General features: G+C 68.4%; 22 protein-coding genes. 10 read left to right on the top strand and 12 right to left on the bottom strand.

Going from position 1 to position 23,012, the window contains the following annotated elements; translation table 11 throughout:
• Nucleotides 1-22: 22 nt before the first annotated feature.
• Nucleotides 23-649 carry a response regulator gene (locus AC0LPE_RS20690; protein WP_060650815.1) on the top strand — a complete coding sequence of 209 codons (627 nt, stop codon included), beginning with the start codon at nucleotides 23-25 and terminating at the stop codon, nucleotides 647-649.
• 50 nt (nucleotides 650-699) lie between these two features.
• On the top strand, nucleotides 700-1,398 hold the full coding sequence (locus tag AC0LPE_RS20685) for a DUF1707 SHOCT-like domain-containing protein (protein ID WP_016694529.1): 699 nt from the start codon (nucleotides 700-702) through the stop codon (nucleotides 1,396-1,398).
• Nucleotides 1,399-1,459: 61 nt separating this feature from the next.
• Here the strand turns inward: AC0LPE_RS20685 and AC0LPE_RS20680 are convergent, their stop codons facing one another.
• The 3 genes from AC0LPE_RS20680 to trmB are packed head-to-tail and all read right to left on the bottom strand — an operon-like array spanning nucleotide 1,460 to nucleotide 6,357.
• A complete protein-coding gene (locus tag AC0LPE_RS20680) occupies nucleotides 1,460-4,912 on the bottom strand; it encodes an MMPL family transporter (RefSeq protein WP_490605135.1) in 3,453 nt (1,150 codons plus the stop codon).
• 9 nt (nucleotides 4,913-4,921) lie between these two features.
• A complete protein-coding gene (locus AC0LPE_RS20675) occupies nucleotides 4,922-5,614 on the bottom strand; it encodes an NYN domain-containing protein (RefSeq protein ID WP_026061641.1) in 693 nt (230 codons plus the stop codon).
• Nucleotides 5,611-6,357, bottom strand: a complete 747-nt coding sequence (gene trmB / locus AC0LPE_RS20670) for a tRNA (guanosine(46)-N7)-methyltransferase TrmB (RefSeq protein ID WP_159417495.1) — start codon at nucleotides 6,355-6,357, stop codon at nucleotides 5,611-5,613. Before trmB ends, AC0LPE_RS20675 begins: the two co-directional genes overlap by 4 nt.
• Before the next feature lie 135 nt (nucleotides 6,358-6,492).
• On the opposite strand from trmB, the gene AC0LPE_RS20665 reads away from it, so the two are divergent.
• From AC0LPE_RS20665 to AC0LPE_RS20645, 5 genes are all read left to right on the top strand, one after another.
• Entirely contained in the window at nucleotides 6,493-7,137 is a 645-nt protein-coding gene (locus AC0LPE_RS20665) for a hypothetical protein (RefSeq protein WP_490605134.1), read from the top strand.
• Nucleotides 7,134-8,519, top strand: coding sequence for a hypothetical protein (locus AC0LPE_RS20660; protein ID WP_490605133.1), 1,386 nt, complete (start codon nucleotides 7,134-7,136; stop codon nucleotides 8,517-8,519). Before AC0LPE_RS20665 ends, AC0LPE_RS20660 begins: the two co-directional genes overlap by 4 nt.
• 14 nt (nucleotides 8,520-8,533) lie before the next feature.
• Entirely contained in the window at nucleotides 8,534-8,935 is a 402-nt protein-coding gene (locus AC0LPE_RS20655; protein ID WP_337199616.1) for a DUF6802 family protein, read from the top strand.
• A 279-nt stretch (nucleotides 8,936-9,214) separates the two neighbouring features.
• A complete protein-coding gene (locus AC0LPE_RS20650) occupies nucleotides 9,215-11,047 on the top strand; it encodes a phosphoenolpyruvate carboxykinase (GTP) (protein WP_160874115.1) in 1,833 nt (610 codons plus the stop codon).
• A 415-nt stretch (nucleotides 11,048-11,462) separates the two neighbouring features.
• A complete protein-coding gene (locus AC0LPE_RS20645) occupies nucleotides 11,463-11,759 on the top strand; it encodes an NHL repeat-containing protein (protein WP_106201229.1) in 297 nt (98 codons plus the stop codon).
• A 64-nt stretch (nucleotides 11,760-11,823) separates the two neighbouring features.
• Here AC0LPE_RS20645 and AC0LPE_RS20640 read toward each other — a convergent pair whose 3' ends face one another.
• The 4 genes from AC0LPE_RS20640 to AC0LPE_RS20625 all read right to left on the bottom strand — a co-directional run bounded on the left by AC0LPE_RS20640 (nucleotide 11,824) and on the right by AC0LPE_RS20625 (nucleotide 15,988).
• The gene (locus tag AC0LPE_RS20640; protein WP_106201230.1) at nucleotides 11,824-13,626 is read right to left on the bottom strand and encodes an AAA family ATPase; all 1,803 of its coding nucleotides are present in this window, start codon (nucleotides 13,624-13,626) and stop codon (nucleotides 11,824-11,826) included.
• Nucleotides 13,627-13,716: 90 nt separating this feature from the next.
• Nucleotides 13,717-14,193: a VOC family protein gene (locus AC0LPE_RS20635; protein WP_106201231.1), complete on the bottom strand. Its 477-nt coding sequence runs from the start codon at nucleotides 14,191-14,193 to the stop codon at nucleotides 13,717-13,719.
• Between the two features lie 59 nt (nucleotides 14,194-14,252).
• Nucleotides 14,253-15,422 carry a zinc-dependent alcohol dehydrogenase gene (locus tag AC0LPE_RS20630; RefSeq protein WP_490606384.1) on the bottom strand — a complete coding sequence of 390 codons (1,170 nt, stop codon included), beginning with the start codon at nucleotides 15,420-15,422 and terminating at the stop codon, nucleotides 14,253-14,255.
• Nucleotides 15,422-15,988 (bottom strand): SRPBCC family protein, encoded by a 567-nt coding sequence (locus AC0LPE_RS20625; protein WP_490605132.1) that lies wholly within the window; start codon nucleotides 15,986-15,988, stop codon nucleotides 15,422-15,424. The genes AC0LPE_RS20630 and AC0LPE_RS20625 overlap by 1 nt, the downstream gene beginning before the upstream one ends.
• A gap of 478 nt (nucleotides 15,989-16,466) precedes the next feature.
• Between AC0LPE_RS20625 and cysK the strand changes: the two genes are divergently transcribed.
• Together cysK and epsC are read left to right on the top strand one after the other, a co-directional pair.
• Nucleotides 16,467-17,402: a cysteine synthase A gene (gene cysK, locus AC0LPE_RS20620; protein ID WP_016694541.1), complete on the top strand. Its 936-nt coding sequence runs from the start codon at nucleotides 16,467-16,469 to the stop codon at nucleotides 17,400-17,402.
• An 8-nt stretch (nucleotides 17,403-17,410) separates the two neighbouring features.
• Nucleotides 17,411-17,989 (top strand): serine O-acetyltransferase EpsC, encoded by a 579-nt coding sequence (gene epsC / locus AC0LPE_RS20615; protein WP_006552687.1) that lies wholly within the window; start codon nucleotides 17,411-17,413, stop codon nucleotides 17,987-17,989.
• An 87-nt stretch (nucleotides 17,990-18,076) separates the two neighbouring features.
• Here epsC and AC0LPE_RS20610 read toward each other — a convergent pair whose 3' ends face one another.
• Both AC0LPE_RS20610 and AC0LPE_RS20605 read right to left on the bottom strand, forming a co-directional pair.
• Nucleotides 18,077-19,525 (bottom strand): aldehyde dehydrogenase, encoded by a 1,449-nt coding sequence (locus AC0LPE_RS20610; RefSeq protein WP_229565878.1) that lies wholly within the window; start codon nucleotides 19,523-19,525, stop codon nucleotides 18,077-18,079.
• 114 nt (nucleotides 19,526-19,639) lie between these two features.
• Nucleotides 19,640-20,119 carry a nucleoside deaminase gene (locus AC0LPE_RS20605; protein ID WP_160874109.1) on the bottom strand — a complete coding sequence of 160 codons (480 nt, stop codon included), beginning with the start codon at nucleotides 20,117-20,119 and terminating at the stop codon, nucleotides 19,640-19,642.
• Nucleotides 20,120-20,229: 110 nt separating this feature from the next.
• Between AC0LPE_RS20605 and AC0LPE_RS20600 the strand changes: the two genes are divergently transcribed.
• Complete coding sequence (locus AC0LPE_RS20600) at nucleotides 20,230-20,631, top strand: Rv0313 family protein (protein WP_088899662.1); 402 nt, start codon at nucleotides 20,230-20,232, stop codon at nucleotides 20,629-20,631.
• Between the two features lie 32 nt (nucleotides 20,632-20,663).
• On the opposite strand, the gene AC0LPE_RS20595 is transcribed toward AC0LPE_RS20600, so the two are convergent.
• From AC0LPE_RS20595 to AC0LPE_RS20585, 3 genes are all read right to left on the bottom strand, one after another.
• Nucleotides 20,664-21,095 carry a CBS domain-containing protein gene (locus tag AC0LPE_RS20595; RefSeq protein WP_172415080.1) on the bottom strand — a complete coding sequence of 144 codons (432 nt, stop codon included), beginning with the start codon at nucleotides 21,093-21,095 and terminating at the stop codon, nucleotides 20,664-20,666.
• A 106-nt stretch (nucleotides 21,096-21,201) separates the two neighbouring features.
• The gene (locus AC0LPE_RS20590) at nucleotides 21,202-22,104 is read right to left on the bottom strand and encodes an ROK family protein (protein WP_088899660.1); all 903 of its coding nucleotides are present in this window, start codon (nucleotides 22,102-22,104) and stop codon (nucleotides 21,202-21,204) included.
• A 22-nt stretch (nucleotides 22,105-22,126) separates the two neighbouring features.
• Nucleotides 22,127-22,882 (bottom strand): class I SAM-dependent methyltransferase, encoded by a 756-nt coding sequence (locus tag AC0LPE_RS20585; protein ID WP_160874215.1) that lies wholly within the window; start codon nucleotides 22,880-22,882, stop codon nucleotides 22,127-22,129.
• Nucleotides 22,883-23,012 lie beyond the last annotated feature (130 nt).

The raw sequence follows: 23,012 nt of genomic DNA, 5'->3' as shown, positions 1-23,012 counted from the left end.
GGAACGCGGCACCGTCAGCGTGATGGTGGTCGACGACCACCCGATCTGGCGCAACGCCGTCGGACGTGACCTCGAGGAGGCCGGGTTCACCGTCGTCGCCGAGGCCGACGGTGTCGCGAGCGCCGCGCGTCGTGCCGCGGTCGTCCGCCCCGACGTCGTGCTCATGGACATGGCGATGCCCGACGGCACCGGCACCGAGGCGACCCGCGCCGTCCTCGAGGTCTCCCCGGACAGCCGGGTACTCGTCCTGTCGGCGTCCTCCGAACGCGACGACGTCCTCGGCGCCGTCAAGGCCGGTGCGTCCGGCTATCTCGTGAAGAGCGCCTCGGTGCACGAACTCGTCGACGCAGTCCTCGCGACCGCGCGGGGACAGGCCGTCTTCACCCCCGGACTGGCCGGGCTCGTGCTCGGCGAGTACCGCCGGATGTCGAACGACGTCGCAGACCGCCGGCCCCCGCCGACCCTGACCGGACGGGAGACCGAAGTGTTGCGCCTCGTCGCGAAAGGGTTGTCGGCGAAACAGATCGCCGCACGACTGACGCTCAGCCACCGCACCGTGGAGAACCACGTCCAGGCGACGCTGCGCAAACTGCAGCTCGCCAACCGCGTCGAACTCACCCGCTACGTCATCGAACAGGGCCTCGAATAGCACTCGCACGGCGAGTGAGCCATACCGATCGTCCCGTTAAGCTCGGGGGCATGGAACCGAGGGATCTGCGGGTGTCGGACGCCGAGCGCGAGCACGTCGGCGAACTTCTGCAGCGGGCGGTCGGGCAGGGGATGCTCTCGCTCGGGGAGTTCACCGAACGGATGGACACCGTCCTCGCTGCCAAGACCCGAGGCGACCTGAACCAGGTGCTCGTCGATCTGCCGGGCATCCAGATCCGGCCCGAGTTCCAGGACCAGAACCTGCCGGGCATGTCGCAGCCGCACTACCCCGCACCGAGCGCGACCGGCTACCCCGTGCCGAGCGCGGCCGGCTACCCAACGCCGAGTGCAGGCGCCTATCCCGCGACCGGCCAGGGCGCCCCTCTCGTGATCAAGGGCCGTGTCTCCGGCATCGAACGCAAGGGACGCTGGCACGTGCCGCCCGCCATCGTCCTCGACACCGTCGCGTCCTCCGTGACCCTCGACTTCACCGAAGCGGTGATGCAGACGCAGGTCGTGCGGATCGACGTCAGCGACTACCTCAGCTCGGTCAACATCGTGCTCCCCGCCGAGGCCACAGCCGATGTCAACGGCGTCGAGAACGTCGCGTCGAGCGTGACGTCGAAGGTGCGCGGCGGAGCGCCGTACGGGCCGCTGCACGTCGTGGTGACGGGCAAGGTCCGCGGCGGGAGCTTCAACGTCACCCATCCGCTGTCCACGCGGCTGCGGAAGTTCTTCAACGGCAGCTGACCGACTCCTCGAAACACCCGAGGCGACCCGCATGCGGGTCGCCTCGGGTTCGTTCGGGAGGTCAGTCGCGACGCTGCCGGGCGATCAGCTCACTGACGCTGATCGAACGGCCGCTGTCGGGACCGTGGCGTCCACGGCTCCGCGACTCCGCGTCGTTCTGCTCCGGCTGCGATTCGTCCGCTCGCGCTTCCTCTCGCTCGCCGGCCGGGTGGGGCGGCTGCGCCTGCCCCCGGGACCGCGAGGGCAGAGGCGGACGAGGACCGCCCTGAGCCGGAGGCTGCATGCCCTGCGTGGGCGGCTGCTGCGTACCCGGCACGGATGGCCGGGCAGGTCCCTGCACCGAAGGTCGCGGTGCCTCCGGAGTCGGGGGACGCTGCGATTCCGGTGCTGCGGGTCGCTGGGGCTGCGGCGCCGAGGGTCGCTGGGGCTCCGGTGCCGAGGGTCGCTGCGGCTCCGGCGTCGAGGGTCGCTGCGCTCCGGGGGCCGGCGGACGCGGTGCGTCGGATGTGGATGGCCGCGGTGTGTCGGATGCGGGCCGCGGACGCTGCGCGGACGACCCCCCGCCGGGCGACGTGCGGCGCAACTGCGACAACCAGTTCTCGATCGCCTGCGGATCCCGTCCACGACCGGTGCCGGGCTCGCTCGGACGCGACGCCTGGGCGCCGGGCAGAGGCTCCGCATCGCCCGGAACGGCCGGTGGCCGGACGAACGACTGCGGCAGCGGCGGCGGAACTTCCCCGCGCTGACGGCGGGGGAGCGGAGGCACCGACGACGGCGACGACGGGTCGGACGCACCGCGCTGTGTCTGGTCGAGCGCACCGCGCTGTGTGGCATCGAGCGCACCGCGCTGCGTGACATCGCGCTGCGGCACCTCGGGGGCACGACGTTCGGGCTTCTCCGGGACACCCTTCTCCGGGGCGCGACGCTCGGGAAGAGCCGAGCCGTTGCGCTCGTCCACCTGCGGCCGATCCTCCGGACGACGACGCGGTTCCGGGACCGGACGCGACGGACGGCCCGGACCCGTACCGGGCTGCACCGGGCGGCTCGCCGGCATCGGACGTCCGGCTGCGGGCGGCACCCGTTCGCCGTTGCGCGGAGCAGCAGGAGGACGACCGGACGCGGGCGCGGCCGGACGGACCGAAGGACGGCCCGGAGCCTGGCGTCGCACCGGCGGCGGCGTGAGATCGCGGAGCTTGCGCTGTTCGGCGGCCGGCCTCGGCGGAGCGATCTTGGGCAGCGGCTGCGTGAGGTCGCTGCCGCCCTCGAAGGCACCTGCCGGGAAGCGGTGCGCGCCCGTGGCCGCGACCGTCGCCGGACCGAACATGCCGACGGTGATGAGCTCGGGAACGTCCTCGGGCATCAGTTCGTCGGCGAGGATCGGCTCGCCCAGGCCGATCTTCTCCTGGATCCGCTTCATCCACGCCGGAGCCCACCAGCAGTCGTCGCCGAGCAGCTTCATCACGGCGGGCACGAGGAACATGCGGATGACGGTCGCGTCGATGATCAGCGCGGCGATCATGCCGAACGCGATGTACTTCATCATCACCAGCTCGGAGAACCCGAAGGCGCCGGTGACGACGATGAGGATCAGGGCGGCCGCGGTGATGATGCGGCCGGTGTGGGCGGTACCGATACGGATCGACTCGGTGGTGCTCGCCCCCATCGATCTCGCCTCGACCATTCTGGAGAGCAGGAACACCTCGTAGTCGGTCGACAGGCCGTACACGATCGCGATGATCAGCACGAGTACCGGCGACATGATCGGCCCCGGGGTGAAGTTGAGCAGGTCGGCGCCGTGGCCGTCGATGAAGATCCAGGTGAGGATGCCGAGGGTCGAGCCGAGACCCAGGGCGCTCATCAACACCGCCTTGACCGGCAGCACGAGCGAGCCGAACGCCAGGAACATCAGCAGCGTCGTCAGCAGGACGACCACCACGACCATCAACGGCAGGGTGTCGAGGAGGGCTGCGATCGAGTCCTGTTCGATCGCGGGTGTGCCGCCGACGAGCACTTCGACACCCTCGGGCCATTCGGCCGCGTGCAGATACTCGACGGTGTCGGAGGACTCGTTGCGGTCGGTCAGGCCGGCCTTGAGTACGCGGACGCCGTCCTTCGCCGGGCCGGTGATCGTGAATTTCTCGACGAGACCGGGAGCTTCGCTGGCCGTGGTGATGATCTTGTTGAGGTCGCCGCCCTCGGCGCCGCGGACGACGAGCTTGACCGGCTCGGCGCGCTGGCCGGGGAACAGTTCGTCGAAGGTCTCCTGCGCGACGCGCGTGGGGTGCTCGGGCGGCAGGTAGGTCTCGTTGATGCCGCCGAACTTGATGCCGGTCAGCGGCATGATGAGCAGCAGCAGACCGATGACCGTCGGGATGGTCACCTTCATCGGGTTGACCATCACCCAGCGGCACAGGCGGCCGAGGAAGCTGTTCTCGACCTGCTCGTTCGACTGGATCTGCCCGAAGCGCTTCATGCCGAACTTGTCGATGCGCCTGCCGAGGATGCTCAGGATGGCGGGCAGGATCGTGATGGACAGCAGGGCGGCCAGCGACACCGCCGAGATCGCGCCGTAGGCGACCGACTTGAGGAAGCCCTGCGGGAACAGCACGAGGCCACCGAGGCTGGTGACCACCATCGTCGCCGAGAACACCACCGTGCGACCTGCGGTGACGACAGTGCGCCGCACCGCCGCCGGGGTGTCGTAGCCCTCGGCGAGTTCCTCACGGAAACGCGACACCATGAACAGGCCGTAGTCGATCGCCAGACCCAGACCGATCAGCGAGACGACCGGCGCGACGAACGAGTTGACCTCGGTGAAGTTGGTGATCAACCGGACGATGCCGTTCGCCGCGACGATCGTGAGACCACCGGTGATCAGCGGGAGCGCGGCCGCGACGACACCGCCGAAGACGAAGAACAACAGGATTCCGACGGCAGGGATCGCGAGGATCTCCATGCGCTTGATGTCGTTGGCCATCGTGTCGTTCAGCGCGCCGGAGATCGGCTGCAGACCGGCGAGCTGCACGTCGACGCCGTCGATGTAGAACGCGTCCTTGACCTCGCGGAAGTTGCCGGTCAGTTCCGTGTCGTCCTCGCCGGCGATGGCGATCGACGCGATCGCGTGCTGGCGCGACGGGTCGGCCAGCGTCGGCAGCGACGGTGCGTTGTCGGTGGGCCAGTACGCACCGTTGATCTTGAGGATTTCGTCGGGGTGCTCGGCGACCAGCGAGTTCAGGCTGTCGGTGACCTTCGCGGAGAACGCGGGATCGTCGACCGTGCTGCCCTCGGGTGCCGTGTACAGCACCAACACGTCGCCCGCGGTGTCGCGGCCGAAGGTGCCGTCGGCGAGCTTGGCAGCGGCGACGGACTCCGAACCGGGATCGTCCCAGCCGCTCTGGCTGAGGTGATCGTTCAGGCTCAGCCCGTACCCGGCGAGCGCGAGCAACCCCGCGACCATCACCGCAATGACGGTGAAGCGCGCGCGGTAGACGAGCTCTCCCCAACGGTCGAACACGTAAGTCTCCTATTCGGCGACGCTCTTGCGCCCCACCAGGAGAGCAGAAAGCGGTCGGAACGGCTGCAGCCAGGCACCCTCGTCGGGCAGCGATTCCAGGCTGACGCGGGGCAGCGGTTCGCGGAACACACCGGGAATGTCCTCGAGATCGAGGAACTCGATGATCTCGGAGGTCACCGCCCAGCTGGCGTGCTCGCGGAAACCGAGCACCTGGGTTGCGATGCCCTCCTGAGCGAGCCGCTCGAGGGGTTCACGGAACGCCTGCCCGTCGGCGGAGGCCACCATCACACCGGCGAGACCCTCCCGGTGCCTCAGCTCGATGTGGTTCAGCATGTCGGAGTCGACATCGCTGTCCTCGTCGATCTTCGGCTTGGCGAACACCGCGAAGCCCACATTACGCAGGGCCTCGACCCAGGGGCGGACGACGTCCGCGCTGCCGGGGGCGATGTTGGTGAACACCGTGGCCTCGGGTTCGAGGGTCGCGGAGTGCAGACGCGACAGTTCGGCGGTGCGCCCGAGCAGCCACCGGCCGAGCGCGTCGAAGCGCGGACGGTAGGCGGCGGTGGGCCGGCCGCCGAGGATCGCGCCGAGGCCCATGTCGAGGTTGGGGGCGTCCCAGACGAGCAGGACCTTACGGACCGGCTCGACGCCGTCGATCGCGGAGGAGTCGGTCACGCCGGGAAGCTCTTCATGGACACTCATGCTCCGATCTTCCCCCAGACGAACTCGTTGATCGCGCTACCCACCTGGTGTGCCTTGTCCTCGAACTTGGTGACGGGGCGTTCGAGGCTGATCGGGGAGGTGCCGGTGAAGCGGGCGAGGCGCGGTTCGGCATCGCCCACCTCGGCGATGGCCTCGGCGTAATCGGCGTGGTCGGTGGCCACGTGCAGCACTCCACCAGGCTTCAACCGGTCGGCGATCAGGGCGAACGTCGGGGCCTGCAAGAGCCGGCGCTTGTGGTGACGGGCCTTGGGCCACGGATCCGGGAAGAAGACCCGCACGCCGGTGAGCGACTCGGTGGTCAGCATCTTCTCGAGCACCTCGACGGCGTCGCCGCGCAGGATCCGCAGGTTCCGGATCGGCGCGTCGGTGTCGTAGCTGCGTTCGATGTTCTGCAGTGTCTGGGCGATGCCGGGCTTGTAGACCTCCACGGCGATGAGGTTCACCTCGGGCTCGGCCTGGGCCATGGCGACCGCGGCGGTTCCCGTTCCGGATCCGATCTCGAGGACGAGGGGCGCGGAGCGGCCGAACCATGCGTCGACGTCGAGCGGCTCGTCGCCGACCTCCTTGCCGAGTTCGGGCCAACGACGGTCCCAGCACTGCTGCTGGGGGTCGGTCAGCGATCCACGGCGGGACCGGAAACTCGTCACCCTGGGGTACAGGCGGTTCCCGCGGGTCGGGCGCTCGTCGAGCGTCTCGGTGGTGTGCTGATCGGCTTCGTTCACCCGTCCATTGTCGCGTATTCCGAGAGTGTGTGGCGGGAGTGACCTGAGTGGCCACAGTGTTTTCTCAGGGAAGCATTCGTTCGGCTGCCTGTCAGCGGTCTCTCTGCGACAATCTCCGCCGACGATCGGGGGATCATGACGGGGGAGTTGTGGCACCACCTCGCCGCGCAGGTCGAACAACTGGATGCGCAGGCAGGGCGGTTGATTCGCCGGGCGCTGGCCGAGCATACGGCCGCGCTGCGGGTGCAGGTCGCGGGGCGGGCCGGGACCGGCCGGGAGAGGATCGAGGCGCAGGTTGGTGAACTGCTGCTCCGGAGGGCCGAAATCGAGGGTGGGGAAGTAGACGCGGCCGTGGCCGGAGTGGCAGTGGACACGCCGGACGGCCCCGATCCGGTCCTCGACGCCGACCTCGTCGTCTACGTCGTGCCCCGTCGTCTCGACCCGGCCGTCGCCCATCCGGCCGACCGCGCCGCGCTGGCAGCCGTCGATCCCCGCCGCGTCGTTCTCGTGGTGTCCGGCGAGCCGGATGACGCAGAGTGTGCCGCCGTCGCGTGTGCAGTGGGCGTGCCGCCGCATCAGGTGGTCGCCGTCCACGACGACGCGCGGCTCGCGGAACCGCTCGCCGCGCGTGCGGCCGTGGTCCGCCGCCTACGCGACGAGGAGCTCGCCCGCGTCGTGGCGGGTGTCCCGGCGGCACCGCAGGCGCGCGAACTCGTCGAACAGACCCTCGACCTGATCGGGCTGGGCCCGATGGAGTCCGTCGCCGCAGGACCGCAGTGACACCGCCGAGCGGTTTCGTGGATCCGGCCGACGACGTCCTGCGCCGATGGAATCCGCGCGGATGGATGGGACTGCACCGGCCGGCCGCGACCGGCGTGCGGGTCGTCGGAGTGCCCGGTTCCGGCGCCGGCACGCTGGCAGCAGAGCTACGACATCTGGGCGGGCCGGACATCACGGACGAGGGCCGCGCCGTCACTCTCGTGGTGCTCGACCCGTCGGCGACGATCGGCCGCACCGAACTGGACCTCGTGCGCGCGGCGGCAGCCGAGTCGATCGAGGTCGTCTGTGCGTTGACGGGCATCGACCGCTTCCCCGACTGGCGTGCGGTGCGCGACGCCGACGTCGAGATCCTGCAGCGGCACGCGTCCTGGCTGTCGCGGGTCGTGGTCCTGCCCGTGAGCGCCGCGGCCGCGCGGCGGGCACGTGAACTCCGGGACGACACGAGCGAGGCGGTCCGGCAGGCCCTGTTCACCGCGTCCGGACTCGTCGAACTGCGGGACGTCCTGGCCGCGACGGTCCGCTCGTCGCACGACCCGCGACGCGCACGGGCAGCGGTCGTCGCCGCCACCCGGCCGATGATCGAGGAGGAGATCGAGCGACTGAGCGCGGAGGACGAGGAAGGGGACCTGCGTGCGGAGCGCTCCCGCCTCACCGCCGCGGCACCACCCGCGACCTCCGGTCCCGGCCTGCGCCGGATGCAGGTGACGCTGTTGCAGGAGGTCGCGATGCGCGTGCGGGCGGCGTCCACCGCCGCGGTGGAGGTGCTCGAGACCGCGGACGCGGATGCGGTGGTCACGACGATCGACGCCCACGTCGACGACCTGTGCGCGCGGCTCGTCGAGGACACGGCCCGGATCGCACCGGGCACGCCGGCCCCGGAACCCACGCGCACGTCCCGCCCACCGGAGACCGCGCGGTCGATGGAGGACACGCTGACGGTGGTCTTCGGTGCGTCGGCAGGTGCCGGTCTCGGCAGACTGCTCCTCACCCCGTTCGGGGACCTGCCGGGCTGGATGTCGCTGGTGGTTGCGATCGCGTGCGCGGTCCCGGCGGCCGGATGGCTGATGCGGATCCGCAGGCGCATCGCCTACCGGGACCGGATGCGCCGGTGGATCGCCGACGAGCTCGCGACCGTGCGCGCGGAACTCGACACCTGGATCCGCACCCGTATCCACGAGACGGAGCTGCAGTCCACCGCGCTCGCCGTGGCCGCGCGCGACCGGCACGCGACCCGCGTGCGCGAACGCGTCGCCGCGATCGACGCGGAGATCACCCGTCGCCGTGGCGAGCGGCGTGCCCGTATCGCGGCGTGCGAACGCGACCTGGCGGCACTCGGCCACATCCCGGAACCGCAGGGCCCCCGCGTGCGTCCAACCGGATAGGAGCGATCCGGCGCGTGCCCGGGTCGGAAAGGGAGACGATGGCCGAACTCGCCGGCTCGGGTGGCGCACCCCAGCCGTTCACCGATCCGTTCGATCCGTCGGTCTTCGATCCGTCCGAGGTGGCCGCCTGGGCCGACGAACTCGACCCGACCACCGACCTCGACGGTGACGGCGCCGCCGAGACCGTCGTCGCCGACACCGAGCGCTGGGGAGTCGGCGGCGACTGGGGTGACGGCCTGGTGGTGGCCACCGACACCGATCTCGACGGCAGCAGCGACCGCCTGTCGGTGATCGCGGCCGACGGCCGCTACGGCGTGTGGAAATACTGTCGCGAGCTCGACGGATCGGGTCGGTGGAGCCGACTGGACACAGGTAGCCTTGGATACGACGTACACCACGGAGAAGAGTCGAAGTGATTCATATCCGGCTGCGCAGCAGGGGGAGGGGACGGTATTGTGCGCAAGTTCTGAATCGTTTCTGTGAGATTTCCGACCGGCCCCGAGTGACGCCGGTCGGCATTCCGACGTTAACCTCTATGAAAAGGACATCCGGCGCCTACTTCGACTGTTCGGCCACGGACGAAGTAGGTGGTACCCCTGCCGAGAGGGGCAAGCCCGGATCTGCCATCGTCCACACAGAAGAACGTGCAGGTCGAAGGTGGGATCCGGTTCCGGGCACACCCCAGGAGAGTTTTGATGACCTCAGCGACCATTCCCGGTTTGAACGGTACCGACGACAAGCTCCCGACCCAGCATGCCGAGTTGCTTGCCTGGGTCCAGGAGATTGCCGAGCTCACCCAGCCCGATCGTGTCGTATGGGCCGACGGATCCGATGAGGAATGGGACCGTCTGACCTCTCAGCTGGTCGAGGCCGGCACCTTCACGCGTCTGAACGACGAGAAGAAGCCGAACTCGTTCCTGGCCAATTCCGATCCGTCGGACGTCGCACGCGTCGAGTCGCGCACCTTCATCTGCTCGAAGAACGAGATCGACGCGGGCCCGACCAACAACTGGGTCGACCCCGACGAGATGCGCGCCACGATGACCGAGCTGTACCGCGGCAGCATGCGCGGACGCACCCTCTTCGTCGTGCCCTTCTGCATGGGCCCGCTCGGTGCAGAGGACCCGAAGCTCGGCGTCGAGCTGACCGACTCGGAGTACGTCGTCGTCTCGATGCGCATCATGACCCGCATGGGGAGCGCGGCGCTCGAGAAGCTCGGCACCGACCGTCCGTTCGTCAAGGCGCTGCACTCCGTGGGTGCGCCGCTCGAGGCCGGCCAGCAGGATGTCCCGTGGCCGTGCAACGAGACGAAGTACATCACCCACTTCCCCGAGACCCGTGAGATCTGGAGCTTCGGTTCCGGCTACGGCGGCAACGCCCTGCTCGGCAAGAAGTGCTACTCGCTGCGCATCGCGTCGGCCATGGCCCACGACGAGGGCTGGCTGGCCGAGCACATGCTGATCCTCAAGCTGATCTCGCCCGAGGAGAAGGCCTACTACATCGCCGCGGCGTTCCCGTCGGCCTGTGGCAAGACCAACCTCGCGATGATCCAGCCGACCATCCCGGGCTGGCGTGCCGAGACCCTCGGCGACGACATCGCGTGGATGCGTTTCGGCAAGGACGGCCGCCTCTACGCCGTCAACCCCGAGTTCGGCTTCTTCGGCGTCGCCCCGGGCACCAGCGCAGACTCGAACCCGAACGCGATGGCGACCATCGAGGCCGGCAACACCATCTACACCAACGTCGCGAAGACCGACGACGGCGACATCTGGTGGGAGGGCATCGGCGGCCAGACCCCGGCGCACCTCACCGACTGGCTGGGCAACGACTGGACCCCCGAGTCCGGCACCAACGCCGCGCACCCGAACTCGCGCTACTGCACCCCGATGTCGCAGTGCCCGATCCTCGCCCCCGAGTGGGACGACCCGCAGGGTGTGCCGATCTCCGCGATCCTGTTCGGTGGCCGCCGCAAGACGACGGTGCCCCTCGTCAGCGAGTCCTTCGACTGGCAGCACGGCACCTTCCTCGGCGCGACCCTGTCGTCCGAGCAGACGGCTGCGGCGGAGGGCAAGGTCGGTAGCGTCCGTCGCGACCCGATGGCGATGCTGCCCTTCCTCGGCTACAACGCCGGCGACTACCTGAACCACTGGATCACGCTCGGCAAGAACGCCGACGAGGACAAGCTGCCGAAGATCTTCTACGTCAACTGGTTCCGTCGCGGCGACGACGGCCGCTTCCTGTGGCCCGGCTTCGGCGAGAACTCGCGCGTGCTCAAGTGGATCGTCGACCGTATCGAGCACAAGGCCGGCGCGCAGTCCACGCCGATCGGCTACGTGCCCAGCGCCGCCGACCTCACGCTCGACGGTCTCGATGTCGATCCCGCCGACGTCGACGAGGCCCTCAAGGTCGACGTCGAGGAGTGGAAGTCCGAGATCGACGGCATCGCCGAGTGGTTCGAGTTCCTCGGTGAGAAGGTGCCCTCGGGCATCCGCGACGAGTTCGAGGCCCTCAAGCAGCGCCTGGGCTGAGTCCGTACACCACGACGAATGCCGCTCCCGGTTTCCCGGGGGCGGCATTCGCCGTCTGTGGGGTGAAATCCGGGAAATCGTCCACAGTGGACATCTCGGTTGTGCCACGCTGACCGGTGACGCAGTTCGACGATGCACTGCAACTGCTTTCCGTCGGCGAGAGGGTCGTCTCGTGCGTGGTTCGGGTCGTATCGGTCGGAAATGTGCGGCACTGGTGGGGGCGACGGCGCTGGCCTGGGCGCTTCTGGCGGCGCCCGCCACCGCACAGAGCGAAGAGCAACTTCGTCGGCGGACGTCGTTCTTGGCGAGAAGACCACGGTGGCAGCGGCTTACGCGCTGGCAGTTGCCCCGGTACTCGGAACTTCCCCGAACGGCCCCGCCGCCGAGGCGCGGCGGCCTCCGGGTTCCGTGGGGTGTGGTCGTCGACGGCAACGACAACATCTGGGTTGCGAACTTCGCCGGCCGGGCCGTCTCCCAGTTCTGCGGCAGCAGGGCAGTCGCCTGCCGTCCCGGAACCGCCACGGGCGCACCGATCTCCCCGGCCGTCACCGGCTACGGACTCGACGGCCTCGTGCGCAACACCGGCATCACGATCGACCAGGCCGGGAACGTGTGGGTGGCGAACAGTTGGAAGCAGATCCCGATCCAGACCAATCCCGGCGGCTCCGAGATGGTGGCCTTCGTCGGAGCCGCTGCGCCGGTGGTGCCCTGACCTCGACGTCTAGACCGCTGCCGAGGCAGAGGTCCAGTGCAGGTCGTCGTCAACCTCGGCTGGTTCAATCCGACACGAGTTCCATGACGTGGGGAAAGCGTTCGCGAACGGCGCGGTTCACATCCGATTCTTCGATGCGTGCGAGTTGCTGTGCCGAAAGGGCCTTCAAGTCGGTGTAGGTCGAGACGATGCGTAGGTCCCGCTCTTCGATGGCCGATTCCAGGAGGTTGCGGATGAACCGAGCGTTGCCTTCGCGGTCGATGAGAGAACGTGTAGAGCCCTTGGTCGACGTCTCGTTCGCCGTACACAGCACTGCGGCGATACGTTCGATCTCTGTGGCGGCGGACGGATCCAGATCGGCGCCGTAGACGCCGCCGGCCATCCGGTTCGCGATCTCTGCCAGCTCTGTCGCAGAGTACGAAGGAAACCTGATGTGTCGCGAGAACCTGCTCTTCAGGCCCTCGTTTCGGTTCAGAAAAGTGGTCATGGCATCTTCATAGCCTGCCACAATGACCACCACGCGGTCGCGATTGTTCTCCATCGTCGCGAGTAATCCGTCGATCACCTTGCCTCCGGCTGCGTCTCCACCGATCCAGCCGTCGTGGTACAGCGAGTACGCCTCGTCGATGAACAGGACGCCGTCGACTGCGCTTGCGAAGATCTCTCTCGCCAGCAGTTCCGGGGAACCCGATCCGGGCGCGAAGAAGTCGTTCGGCGCAACTTCCACGACTGTGTCGGTCGCGAGAATGCCGAGTCCGTAGTACATCTGTGCCAGCGCGCGGGCTACAACGGTCTTGCCGACTCCGGGAGGCCCGGTGAACACCAGGTGGCGTGAGCGTGCGGAGGGACGAACGACATCGGTAGCGTGATCGCTCTGAGCGTTCGCGAGAAGAGTCGAGGCAGTGAGCTTTTCGATTTCCCGCTTGACGGACTGGAGGCCGACCATGGCATCGAGTGCGCGACGTGCTCTCGAACAGGCCTCGGCGCGCTTCGATCGATCGGTGTCATCGGAGATTCGACTGCCGGAGGGCTCGGTGGCCGGATCCCAGGGGTCGGTACGTCGTGAGATACGTTCCGCGCTGGTCAGAGCGAGACGGTGATCGGGGTTGTGTAGTGCCTCGGCGTAAGCGGCGTCGTTCGGTCGCGTGGCGTACACGCGCTCCAGCAAGGTGCGTGCTCTCGGCTCGTCCCCCGATTCGCGTGCGATCAGTGCCCGGATGTACATGGCGTACGCAACGAGCCACGGAGTATCGGACTTCTCGGCCAACCGGAGGCGGCGGTCGGCTTCTTCGAAGAGTCCGAGAAACGCACAGGCGACCCCGACCATCACGTTCGCTCCGACGCGGAGGTATCCGTCGGCCCACTCTCCGACAGGACCCAGAACGGACAGCACATCGGTCCATCGGCGGGTCTCGTAGTGCAGGGCCCCCATCATGTAAGTGGCGAGTTGTGAGGGAGGCTGCATGGTTTCGAGCAGCGCGAAGGCGTCCTGAAAGTGGCCTGCGTCCATACGTGCCTGGGCTGCGGCAGCCCAGATCTCGGGACCTGTCGAGAGACGATGCGACGCGAATCTGCCTGCCTGGAAGGACCCGGACAATGTTCCGGGACGCAACCCCGCCCGCGTTTGTTCCCGGAAGAGACTCTGGTGCGCAGTGCGCATGAGATTCTCGATCACAGCTTCGTTCACGAGACCGGTCGTTGCGAGGCCGAGCCATGCGTCGCACATCATGGGGTCGATCGCCAGCGCTTCGTGAAAGCATTGCCGGGCGACGGCGAAGTCCGTGCGCTGTCGCCTTCCCTTGACGAAATAGCCCAGGGCCATCACGCCGTCGTCGAATCGCTTCTGCGCACGCCTCTTGTCGAACACTGATCCCCCCGGCTCTCGTACGGAACATCCGGGAGGAAGATCCTAGTCAGCGTGCACCGAAGGGTGCTCCGTGGGCAACTGCTTTACACCTCACGCGTTCTGCGTTGCCGCCCACTCGTCGAGCCGTCGCTTCGCTTCCTCCGCGGGCACGTTCTCGACCCGCGTCATCACGGCCCACCGATGACCGAACGGATCGAGGATCGACGCGAACCGGTCGCCGGTGACGAAGGTCGACGGTTCCTCGAACACCTGGGCACCGAGGGCGACGGCCCGCGCGAACACGGCGTCGGCGTCCGCGCAGTACAGCACGTACGAATGGTCGACGTCGTTCGTTCCGCTCGGCGCGTGCAGGCCGATGCCGGGATGGGGATCGCTCAATTGCAGTCGGCCGTTGTCGAAGTCGAGCTCTGCGTGCATCACCGTCCCGTCGGGGCCGTCCATCCGCTCGACGACGGTCGCTCCGAACGCGTCGCAGTAGAAGTCGATCGCGCGGGAGGCACCGTCGACGACGAGGAAGGGGGTGAGGGAGGTGTATCCCTCGGGGATGGGGTTCACCGAATTCGTCATGGCGCCAGTGTCGGACGCCGACCGTGCGCTCGTATTGAAGAAATCCGACCGGTGACGACCTAGGGGCGGAAGACCGCGCGCAGGCAGTCGTCCTCCTTGTTCTTGAACATCTCGTAGCCGCGTACCGCGTCGGTGAGCGGAAGGTCGTGCGTCATGAGCCAACTCGGGTCCAACCTGCTCTCGAGGACGTGTTCGAACAGGGTGGGCACGTACCGCTGGCCGTGTTGCTGCGCCGTCCGCAGGGTCAAGCTCTTGTTCGTCAGCACCGCCATCGGGAACTTGTCGGTGACACCGTAGATGCCGAGCACCGACACGACTCCGCCCTTGCCGCAGGACAGGATCGCCTCGCGCAGGGAGGTCGCGCGGTCGCTCTCCATCCGCAGTGCCTGCTTGACCTTGTCGTAGGCCTGCATGACGCCCGTGCCGTGACCCTCCATGCCCACGGCGTCGATACAGGCGTCCGGTCCGCGTCCGCCGGTGCTCTCGCGGAGCGTCTCGTAGACGCTGTCGACCTCGGTGTAGTCCACGGTTTCGGCGCCGACCTTCTTCGCGGCGCGGTCGAGGCGGTCGCGGAAACGGTCGATCACGATCACCCGTTCGGCGCCCATGATCCTTGCGCTCGCCGCGGCCATGAGACCGACGGCGCCGGCACCCCAGACTGCCACCGTGTCACCCGGGGAGATGTCGCAGAAGTCGGCGCCCATGTAGCCGGTCGGGACCGCGTCGGACAGGAACAGGGCCTGCTCGTCGCCTACGCCGTCGGGGATCTGGAAGCAGTTGACGTCGCCGAAGGGCACGCGGATGTACTCGGCGTGCGATCCCTGGTACCCGCCGAAGGGGTGGGTGTAGCCGTAGATTCCGCCGGTGGGATAGCCCAGCACGGGTTGCTGCATCGCAGCGTTCGGGTTGGTGGTGTCGCACACCGCGTGCAGGCCGTCGGCGCAGTACGGGCATTTTCCGCATCCGATGAACGACGGCACGACCACCCGGTCGCCGACCCGCACGGTGGTCACCTCCGGACCGGTGTCGACGATCTCGCCCATGAACTCGTGGCCGATCACGTCGCCCTCCCGCATCCCCGGCAGGTACCCGCCGAGGAAGTGGAGGTCGGACCCGCAGGTCGTGGTGAGGCGGACCCGCACGATCACGTCGTGCGGATTGACCAGGCCGGGATCGTCGACCGTCTCCACCGACAACTCGTTCACACCCATCCAGCACAGGGCTCGCATCACGCGTCTCCTTCCGATTCGCGGGCACTCGGACTGCCCTGCAGGGTGGGGATCTCACCGGTCTGCATGAGGGCCCGCGCACGGTAGAGCGCGGTGAAGGTCAGGGCACCGGTGACGAGATCGGGGACGGGAACCTCGGCGCGCAGGGTCATCTCGGTGCTACCCCGGGGCGCGTCGGACACCGCGAGGACCACGCGTGGACCCGGGGTGTCCGCGTCGTCCTCGCCGACGAACGCAAGCCCTTCCGAGGTGACGTCGACGCGGGTGTCCCAGGTCGTCGTCCTGCCGGGGCTCTCCCAGGTCCAGCGCAGCCGGTTCGCTTCGACCGTCTCCACCCGGACGTGGTCGCCGAAGACTCTGCTCAGGTTCTCGGGATCGCGCCAGAACTGCATGACCTGTGCGCGCGGAGCCGCGACGGTCACCGTCTGCGGTTTCCGAGCGTCGACGGGCCGGTCGACGGCGCGCCGGACGAATCCGCCCACCGAGCGACCGGCGTCGTCGATCGCCCTGTTCGCGTTCTCCACGACTCGGCTCGCGTTCTGCACGACTCTGTTGAAGTCGACCACGGTCGTCTCCTTGCTCGGATGCTCGGATGCTCGGATGCTCGGATGCTCGGGTCGGTGTTCGGTGTTCGGTGTTCGGTCTAGTCAGGGTCTTCCGCGTTTCGGCGTCTGTTCGGCGACACCGTGCCGGAGCGGGGGGTGATCGTCAACTGTGCTTCGTCGAGTGCGCGGATCCTCGGCGCGAGCGTGCCCGGCGCCAGTTCGTCGTAATCGGGGACGGGAAGATCGTGATGACTCATATGGTCGGCTACCCGTGCTCGGTGGCCGGGCAAACCCGGTCGAGCCGGTCCGAAATCTCGCCGGGCACGACCCGTCGAGGCCGGGTCGGGCGACGACACGCCGACTCGCCGGGGAATAACGACGGCGTACGGATACGTTCGTACATCGATGGGCCCGCCGAGTCGTCCGATGACGGCGAAATGGTGCAATAGACCGAGACCGCGACCCGAGCCGCCGTATGTGGCCATGAGGAGGATCGAGCATGAGCAGGATCTACGACAACGTCACCGAGCTGGTCGGGCGCACCCCGATCGTCAAGCTCAACCGTCTGACCGAGGGGGCCGGCGCCACCGTCGCCGCGAAGCTCGAGTTCTACAACCCGGCCAACAGCGTCAAGGACCGCATCGGTGTCGCGATCATCGACGCCGCCGAGAAGTCCGGTGAGCTGAAGCCCGGCGGCACCATCGTCGAGGGCACCTCCGGCAACACCGGTATCGCGCTCGCCATGGTCGGCGCTGCGCGCGGCTACAAGGTCATCCTCACGATGCCCGAGACGATGTCGACCGAGCGTCGCGTGATGCTCCGCGCCTACGGCGCCGAGATCGTCCTGACCCCCGGCTCCGAGGGCATGAAGGGTGCCGTCGCGAAGGCCGAGGAGATCGTCGCGAACACCGAGAACGCCATCCTGGCCCGCCAGTTCGGCAACCCGGCCAACCCGGAGATCCACGAGCGCACCACCGGTGAAGAGGTCTGGAACGACACCGACGGTGCCGTCGACATCTTCGTCGCGGGCATCGGCACGGGTGGCACGCTCACCGGTGTCGGCCGCACCCTCAAGGCCCGCAAGCCCGACGTGAAGATCGTCGGTGTCGAGCCCGCCGACTCGCCGATCCTCACCGGCGGTGAGCCCGGCCCGCACAAGATCCAGGGCATCGGCGCGAACTTCGTGCCCGAGGTCCTCGACCGCGAGATCTACGACGAGATCGTCGACGTGAAGTTCGACGACGCCATCGAGGTCGCCCGCCGCCTGGGCACCGACGAGGGCATCCTCGGCGGCATCTCGGCCGGCGCCAACGTGTGGGCCGCACTCGAGATCGCGAAGCGCCCGGAGAACGCCGGCAAGCTGATCGTCGTCGTCGTTCCCGACTTCGGCGAGCGCTACATCTCCACCCCGCTCTTCGAGCACATCCGGGACTGATCGCCGTCGTGGGGATCCTGCACACTCTCCGGGAGGATCTGCAGTCGGCGCGCGGCCACGACCCGGCCGCGCGCAGCGACGCGGAGAACGCCATCGTCTATTCGGGGCTGCACGCGATCTGGTCGCACCGCATCGCGCACCGGATGTGGCAGGTGCCCGCCCTGAAGGGACCCGCGCGGATCCTCGCGCAGTTCACCCGGTTCCTCACCGGCATCGAGATCCACCCCGGCGCGACCATCGGCCGGCGCTTCTTCATCGACCACGGCATGGGCGTGGTCATCGGTGAGACGGCCGAGATCGGCGACGACGTGATGCTCTACCACGGCGTCACGCTCGGCGGCCGGTCGCTGGCGAAGGAGAAGCGTCATCCGACGCTGGGCAACCGTGTCACCGTCGGGGCGGGGGCGAAGGTCCTCGGCCCGGTGGTGATCGGGGACGACAGCGCGATCGGCGCCAACGCCGTGGTCACCCACGACGTGCCGGCGGATTCGATCGCCACGGGTATCCCTGCGACCGTCCGGTCCCGCAAGAAGCACGAACCGCTCGTGGATCCGACGACGTACATCGATCCCGCGATGTACATCTGAGGTCGCGTCCTCCCGAAACACGAAAAAGGGGAGGATATGTGCGAGTTCTCCGACGAGAACGCACATATCCTCCCCTTTTTTTGGGGGTCAGCCCTCGTAACCGAGCGGGTACAGCACCGACTTGGTCTCGCAGTACGCCTCGACGCCTTCGGGGCCGTTCTCGCGGCCGATGCCGGAGTTCTTGTAGCCGCCGAACGGCGAACCCGGATCGAATGCGTACCAGTTGATTCCGTACGTGCCGGTGCGCACGCGTGACGCGACCTCGAGACCCTTCTCGACATCGGTGGTGTACACCGACCCGGCGAGGCCGTAGTCGGAGTCGTTGGCGATCTTCACGGCCTCGTCGACGCTGTCGTAGGGGATCACGCAGATGACGGGCCCGAAGATTTCCTCACGGGCGATGGTCATGGAGTTGTCGACGTCGGCGAAGATCGTCGGTTCGACGAAGTACCCCGTCTCGATGCCCTCGGGACGACCACCACCGAGCACGAGACGCGCGCCTTCCTCCTTGCCCTTGGCGATGTAGGACTCGACGCGATCGCGCTGCTTCGCGGAGATCAGCGGACCGAGTTGTGCGCCTTCGGTATCGGGCAGTCCGACGGGGAAGAAGGCCGCGGTCGCGGTCATCTTCTCGATCACCTCGTCGTAGCGCGACCGCGGCGCGAGGACGCGGGTCTGCCCGACGCAGGCCTGACCGGTGTTCATCAGGCCGGACATCACCAGCATCGGCATCGTCGAATCGAGGTCGGCGTCCTCGAGGATGATCGCTGCCGACTTGCCGCCGAGTTCGAGCGAGCAGCGCTTGAGTCCGCGCGCGGCGATCTCACCGATGTGACGACCCACGGCCGTCGAACCGGTGAAGGTGATCTTGTCGACGTCGGGGTGTGAGACCAGGTACTCGCCGGTCTCGGCGCCACCGGGAACGAGTGAGAGGACGCCCTCGGGAAGTCCTGCCTCCGTGAGGATCTCGGCGAGGACGTTCGTCGTCAGCGGCGATTCGGGAGCGGGCTTGAGGACCACCGTGCATCCGGCGAGCAGGGCAGGTCCGAGTTTGTTGATCATCAGGAACAACGGCACGTTCCACGCGATGACGGCGGCGACGACGCCGACTGGTTCGCGGCTGACGCGGCTGCGACCGAACAGGCCGGTGCGCTCCTCGACCCACGGGAACGAATCGGCAAGCCCCGCATAGTAGTTGATTGTGGCCAGGCCCGACGTCAGCTGCATCATCTCGACCGAGGCCGGCGGCTGGCCCATCTCCGCGGTGAGCGAGGCGCCGATCTCGGCGCGACGCTCCTCGATGAGCTTTGCTGCCTTGCCGAGGATCTCGGCGCGCTCGCTCGGGGTGGTGCGCGACCACGGACCTTCGTCGAAGGCCGTACGGGCGGCGGACACTGCGGCGTCGATGTCCTGCGGTCCCGCGACGGGCACGGAACCGACGCGCTCTTCCGTGGCGGGGGAGAACACTTCGAGTCTCTCGTCGGTCGACGGTGCCACCCATCGGCCGCCGATGAACAACTTGTCGTAGTCGGTCATGTCGCTTCCTCACCTGGCTGTGCTCGTGTATCGGCCGTATTCGTGTGACCTCGAACACTAGAACACGTTACAACTATTGACCAGGGGGTGACCAGACCGGATGGGACAGGAAGACTAATCCCCGAGATGGCAGCGACGGTGCAGGAGCCGAATCTCCTGCTCGAGTTCGGGCGCGGGTCCGTCGACGACGGCATCCGGCACGACCTCGCGGATCGGCAGCGGACGGACCGGTGCCGCCGGCACGCCCATCTCACCCAGCCACCGGACGAGTTGTTCGGAGGACGCCGCGTAGACGATCCGCCCCAGGCCGACCCAGCCGTGCGCGGCCGCGCACATCGGGCAGTGCTCACCGGAGGTGTAGACGGTGGCGGTGGCACGCCGGTCGGGTTCGAGATGTTCGGCCGCCCATCGCGCGAGCGCGAACTCGGGGTGCCGGGTGCGGTCGCCGCCGGCGATACGGTTGCGGTCCTCGGCCAGGACCGTGCCGTCCGCGTCGACGAGCACCGACCCGAACGGCTCGTCGCCGGCCGCGACCGCCTCCTCCGCGAGTTCGACGCACCGCCGCAGGTGTTGCAGATCCGTGTCGTTCACCATGGATGTCTCCTTCCTCCCTCGGCTGCACAGTAGGGCGGGGGAGGAGTCGGGTGGCGCGAATCGGCGACCGTCACCACACTGGAGGGTGCCCAACGGTCAGGAGACATGACATGGCGGAGAACAATCCGTTCGGGTTCGATCCCGAAGATCTCGACCGCGTGGTGCGGGAAGCCGGTGAGGAACTGCGGGAACTGAAGGACCGCATCTTCTCGTTCCTCGAGCCGCCGGTGGCGCCGACGCGCACGCAGCCGCGGCCCGAGACCACCGGCGAGAAGGGCGACGGCGTCTGGGTCGTCTACACCACCGACGACGACGGTGTGGCCCGCGTCGACCAGGTCCATCGCACCGAACTCGACGCGCTGCGCACGCTCAAGGGCAACACCGACCCGCGACGCTCGGTGCGGTTCCTGCCCTACGGCATGAGCGTGAGCATCCTCGACCGCCCGAGCGCCACCGAGGAGAGTGCCCCCGGGGACACCGCTCCCGACGACGCCGCGACCGGCGAGAACTGATCAGTTCTCAGCTGCCGTCGTGGAACGACAGGTCATCCACCATCGTGGATGTACGAGGCGAGCTGGTCGCGTTCGGTCTGTAGTTCGTCGATGCGGCTCTTGACCACGTCGCCGATACTGACGATCCCGACCAGCTGAGCGTCCACCACGACCGGCAGGTGCCGGATCCGTTGTTCGGTCATCGTCTCGGCGAGACTGTCGACCGAGTCGGTGGGCAGGCAGGTCGTCACCGTCCGGGACATCAGTTCGTGTGCCGGGGCGGCGAGGATCGACGGTCCGCGTTCGTGGAGGGCGCGTACGACGTCGCGTTCGGTGACGATCCCGGCGACGGTCTTGCCCTCGCACACCACCATCGCGCCGATGTTGAACCGCGCGAAGTCGCCGATGAGCTCGCACACCGTGGTGTCGGGCCCGACCGTGTGCACCGCCGAACCCTTGTTCCGCAAAATGTCAGCAATCCGCATCCGGTACCGCCGATCTGCTCGCAGAGCATCCCGGCGGCCCGCCACCGGTTTCCGCCGGGACTCCGATGTGGTCCTCAGGGTAGGCCGGAAAGCCCGGTGTGCCGGGTCAGGTTATCCAGTCGTGACCTGCGGCGACGATCGATGCGCCGGTGAGGGTGCCCAGGGCGCCGAGTTCGGCGGGGACGATCTGCAGGTCCTGCACGAACCGCAGGCGGGCGTGCCGGGCCGCCGACGCCAGCATCGGCCGCCACAGGTGCCCGCCCGACTGCGCGAAGCCACCGCCGACGACCACGCGTCCCACATCCACAAGGGCTGCTGCCGACGCGATGACCTGGCCCAGTGCCGTTCCCGCCCGCTCGAGTGCCGCGGCGGCGACGCCGACCCCGGCCTCAGCGTCCGCGGCGAGCGCGACACCGTCGGGGCCTTCCCAGCCGTGGGCGCGGGCCCAGCGCACCGCCGACGGGCCGCTCGCCACGGTCTCGATGCAGCCGACGCCGCCGCACGCGCACACCGTCGTGCCGTAGGGCGAGACGACGTGCCCGATGTGACCGGCGTTCCCGGTGCGGCCGCGCACGATCCGGCCGCCGAGCACGAGACCGCCGCCGATACCGGTGCCGAGCACGACCCCGAGCAGGTCGGCGACATCGCGGCCGGCTCCGAAGCGCTGTTCGGCGAGGGTCGCGGCCGCGCCGTCCATCACCAGATCGACGCGGGCGTCGGGGAACACCGAACGCACGGCGTCGACGAGTGCGAAGCCGGAACTCCACTCGGAGATGTTGATCGGGCAGATCGTCCCGGCGTTCGTGTCGACCGGTCCTGCCGCGGCGATCCCCACGGCGGTCACCGGTCCCTCACCGATCTCGGCGACCTCCCGGAGCAGTCCCGCGCACGCGCCCCACACGTCCTTCCGGGGGACCGGCACGGATCGGGCTTCGAGCGGGGTGCCGTCGTCGGCGGCGACGGCCGCGGCGAGCTTGGTGCCGCCGACGTCCAGGGCCAATGCGGTCATGGCGACGACACTAAGCGACGGGTCAGCGTCGCCGCAGGACCAGGACCAGGTTGCTGACGAGGAACTCCCGGACGCCGGGCACGTTCACGAGCCACCACGCCCAGTTCGGGTGGTAGCGGGGGAAGGCCGCGAGCAGTTCACCGTCGGGTGTCGAACGTGCCCAGCGCAGACCGTCGGTCGCGCCGACGTCGAACAGCGACACCCCGTACCGGTTCTTCGGCTCCCTGCCGTGTTTGCGGGCGTAACGCCGGGCCGCGTACTCGCCGCCGAAGGCGTGCCACGGGCCGGTCTCGTGCCCTCCGAACGGCCCCCACCACAGGGTGTACGACAACACCATCAGTCCGCCGGGCCGCGTGACGCGCAGCATCTCGTCGGCCATCACCCACGGCGTCGGGACGTGTTCGGCGACGTTCGACGAGAAGCACACGTCCACCGATCCGGTGCGCAGAGGCAGTGCCAGGCCCGAGCCGCGGATCGCGCCGCCCACCTGCAGGCCGGCGGCGTGCATCTCCGACGGGTCGGGCTCGATCGGCACGTAGCGCGAACCCACCTCGGTGAACGCGTCGGCGAAGTAGCCCGGTCCGCCGCCGACGTCGACGACCGTGGTGCCCGTCAGATCGGCGCCGGTCAGACCCGTGTAGAGATCGCCGATGAGGTCGACGGTGTCGCGCGCGAGACCGCCGTAGAACTTCTCGGGTGCCGTCTGCTCGAACCGGAAGCTGCCGAGCAACCCCACGGAGCGGCGCAGTGTGGCGCGGCGGGCGAACAGCCGGGTCACGTCGGTGCGGGGTCGGGTCGTCGATGGCACGTCCAGTCACCTTAGTGCGGGCCTCGCACTCGTCCCTCACCTGTCGCCGACCGGCACCCGCTACTGTGTCCCTGTCATCGTCCGAGTCACATCTGCCCGG

This window comes from Rhodococcus sp. S3 (assembly GCF_058211795.1).
Note: the sequence above shows the minus strand (reverse complement) of the source record. Positions and strands in the feature narration are given on the sequence as shown.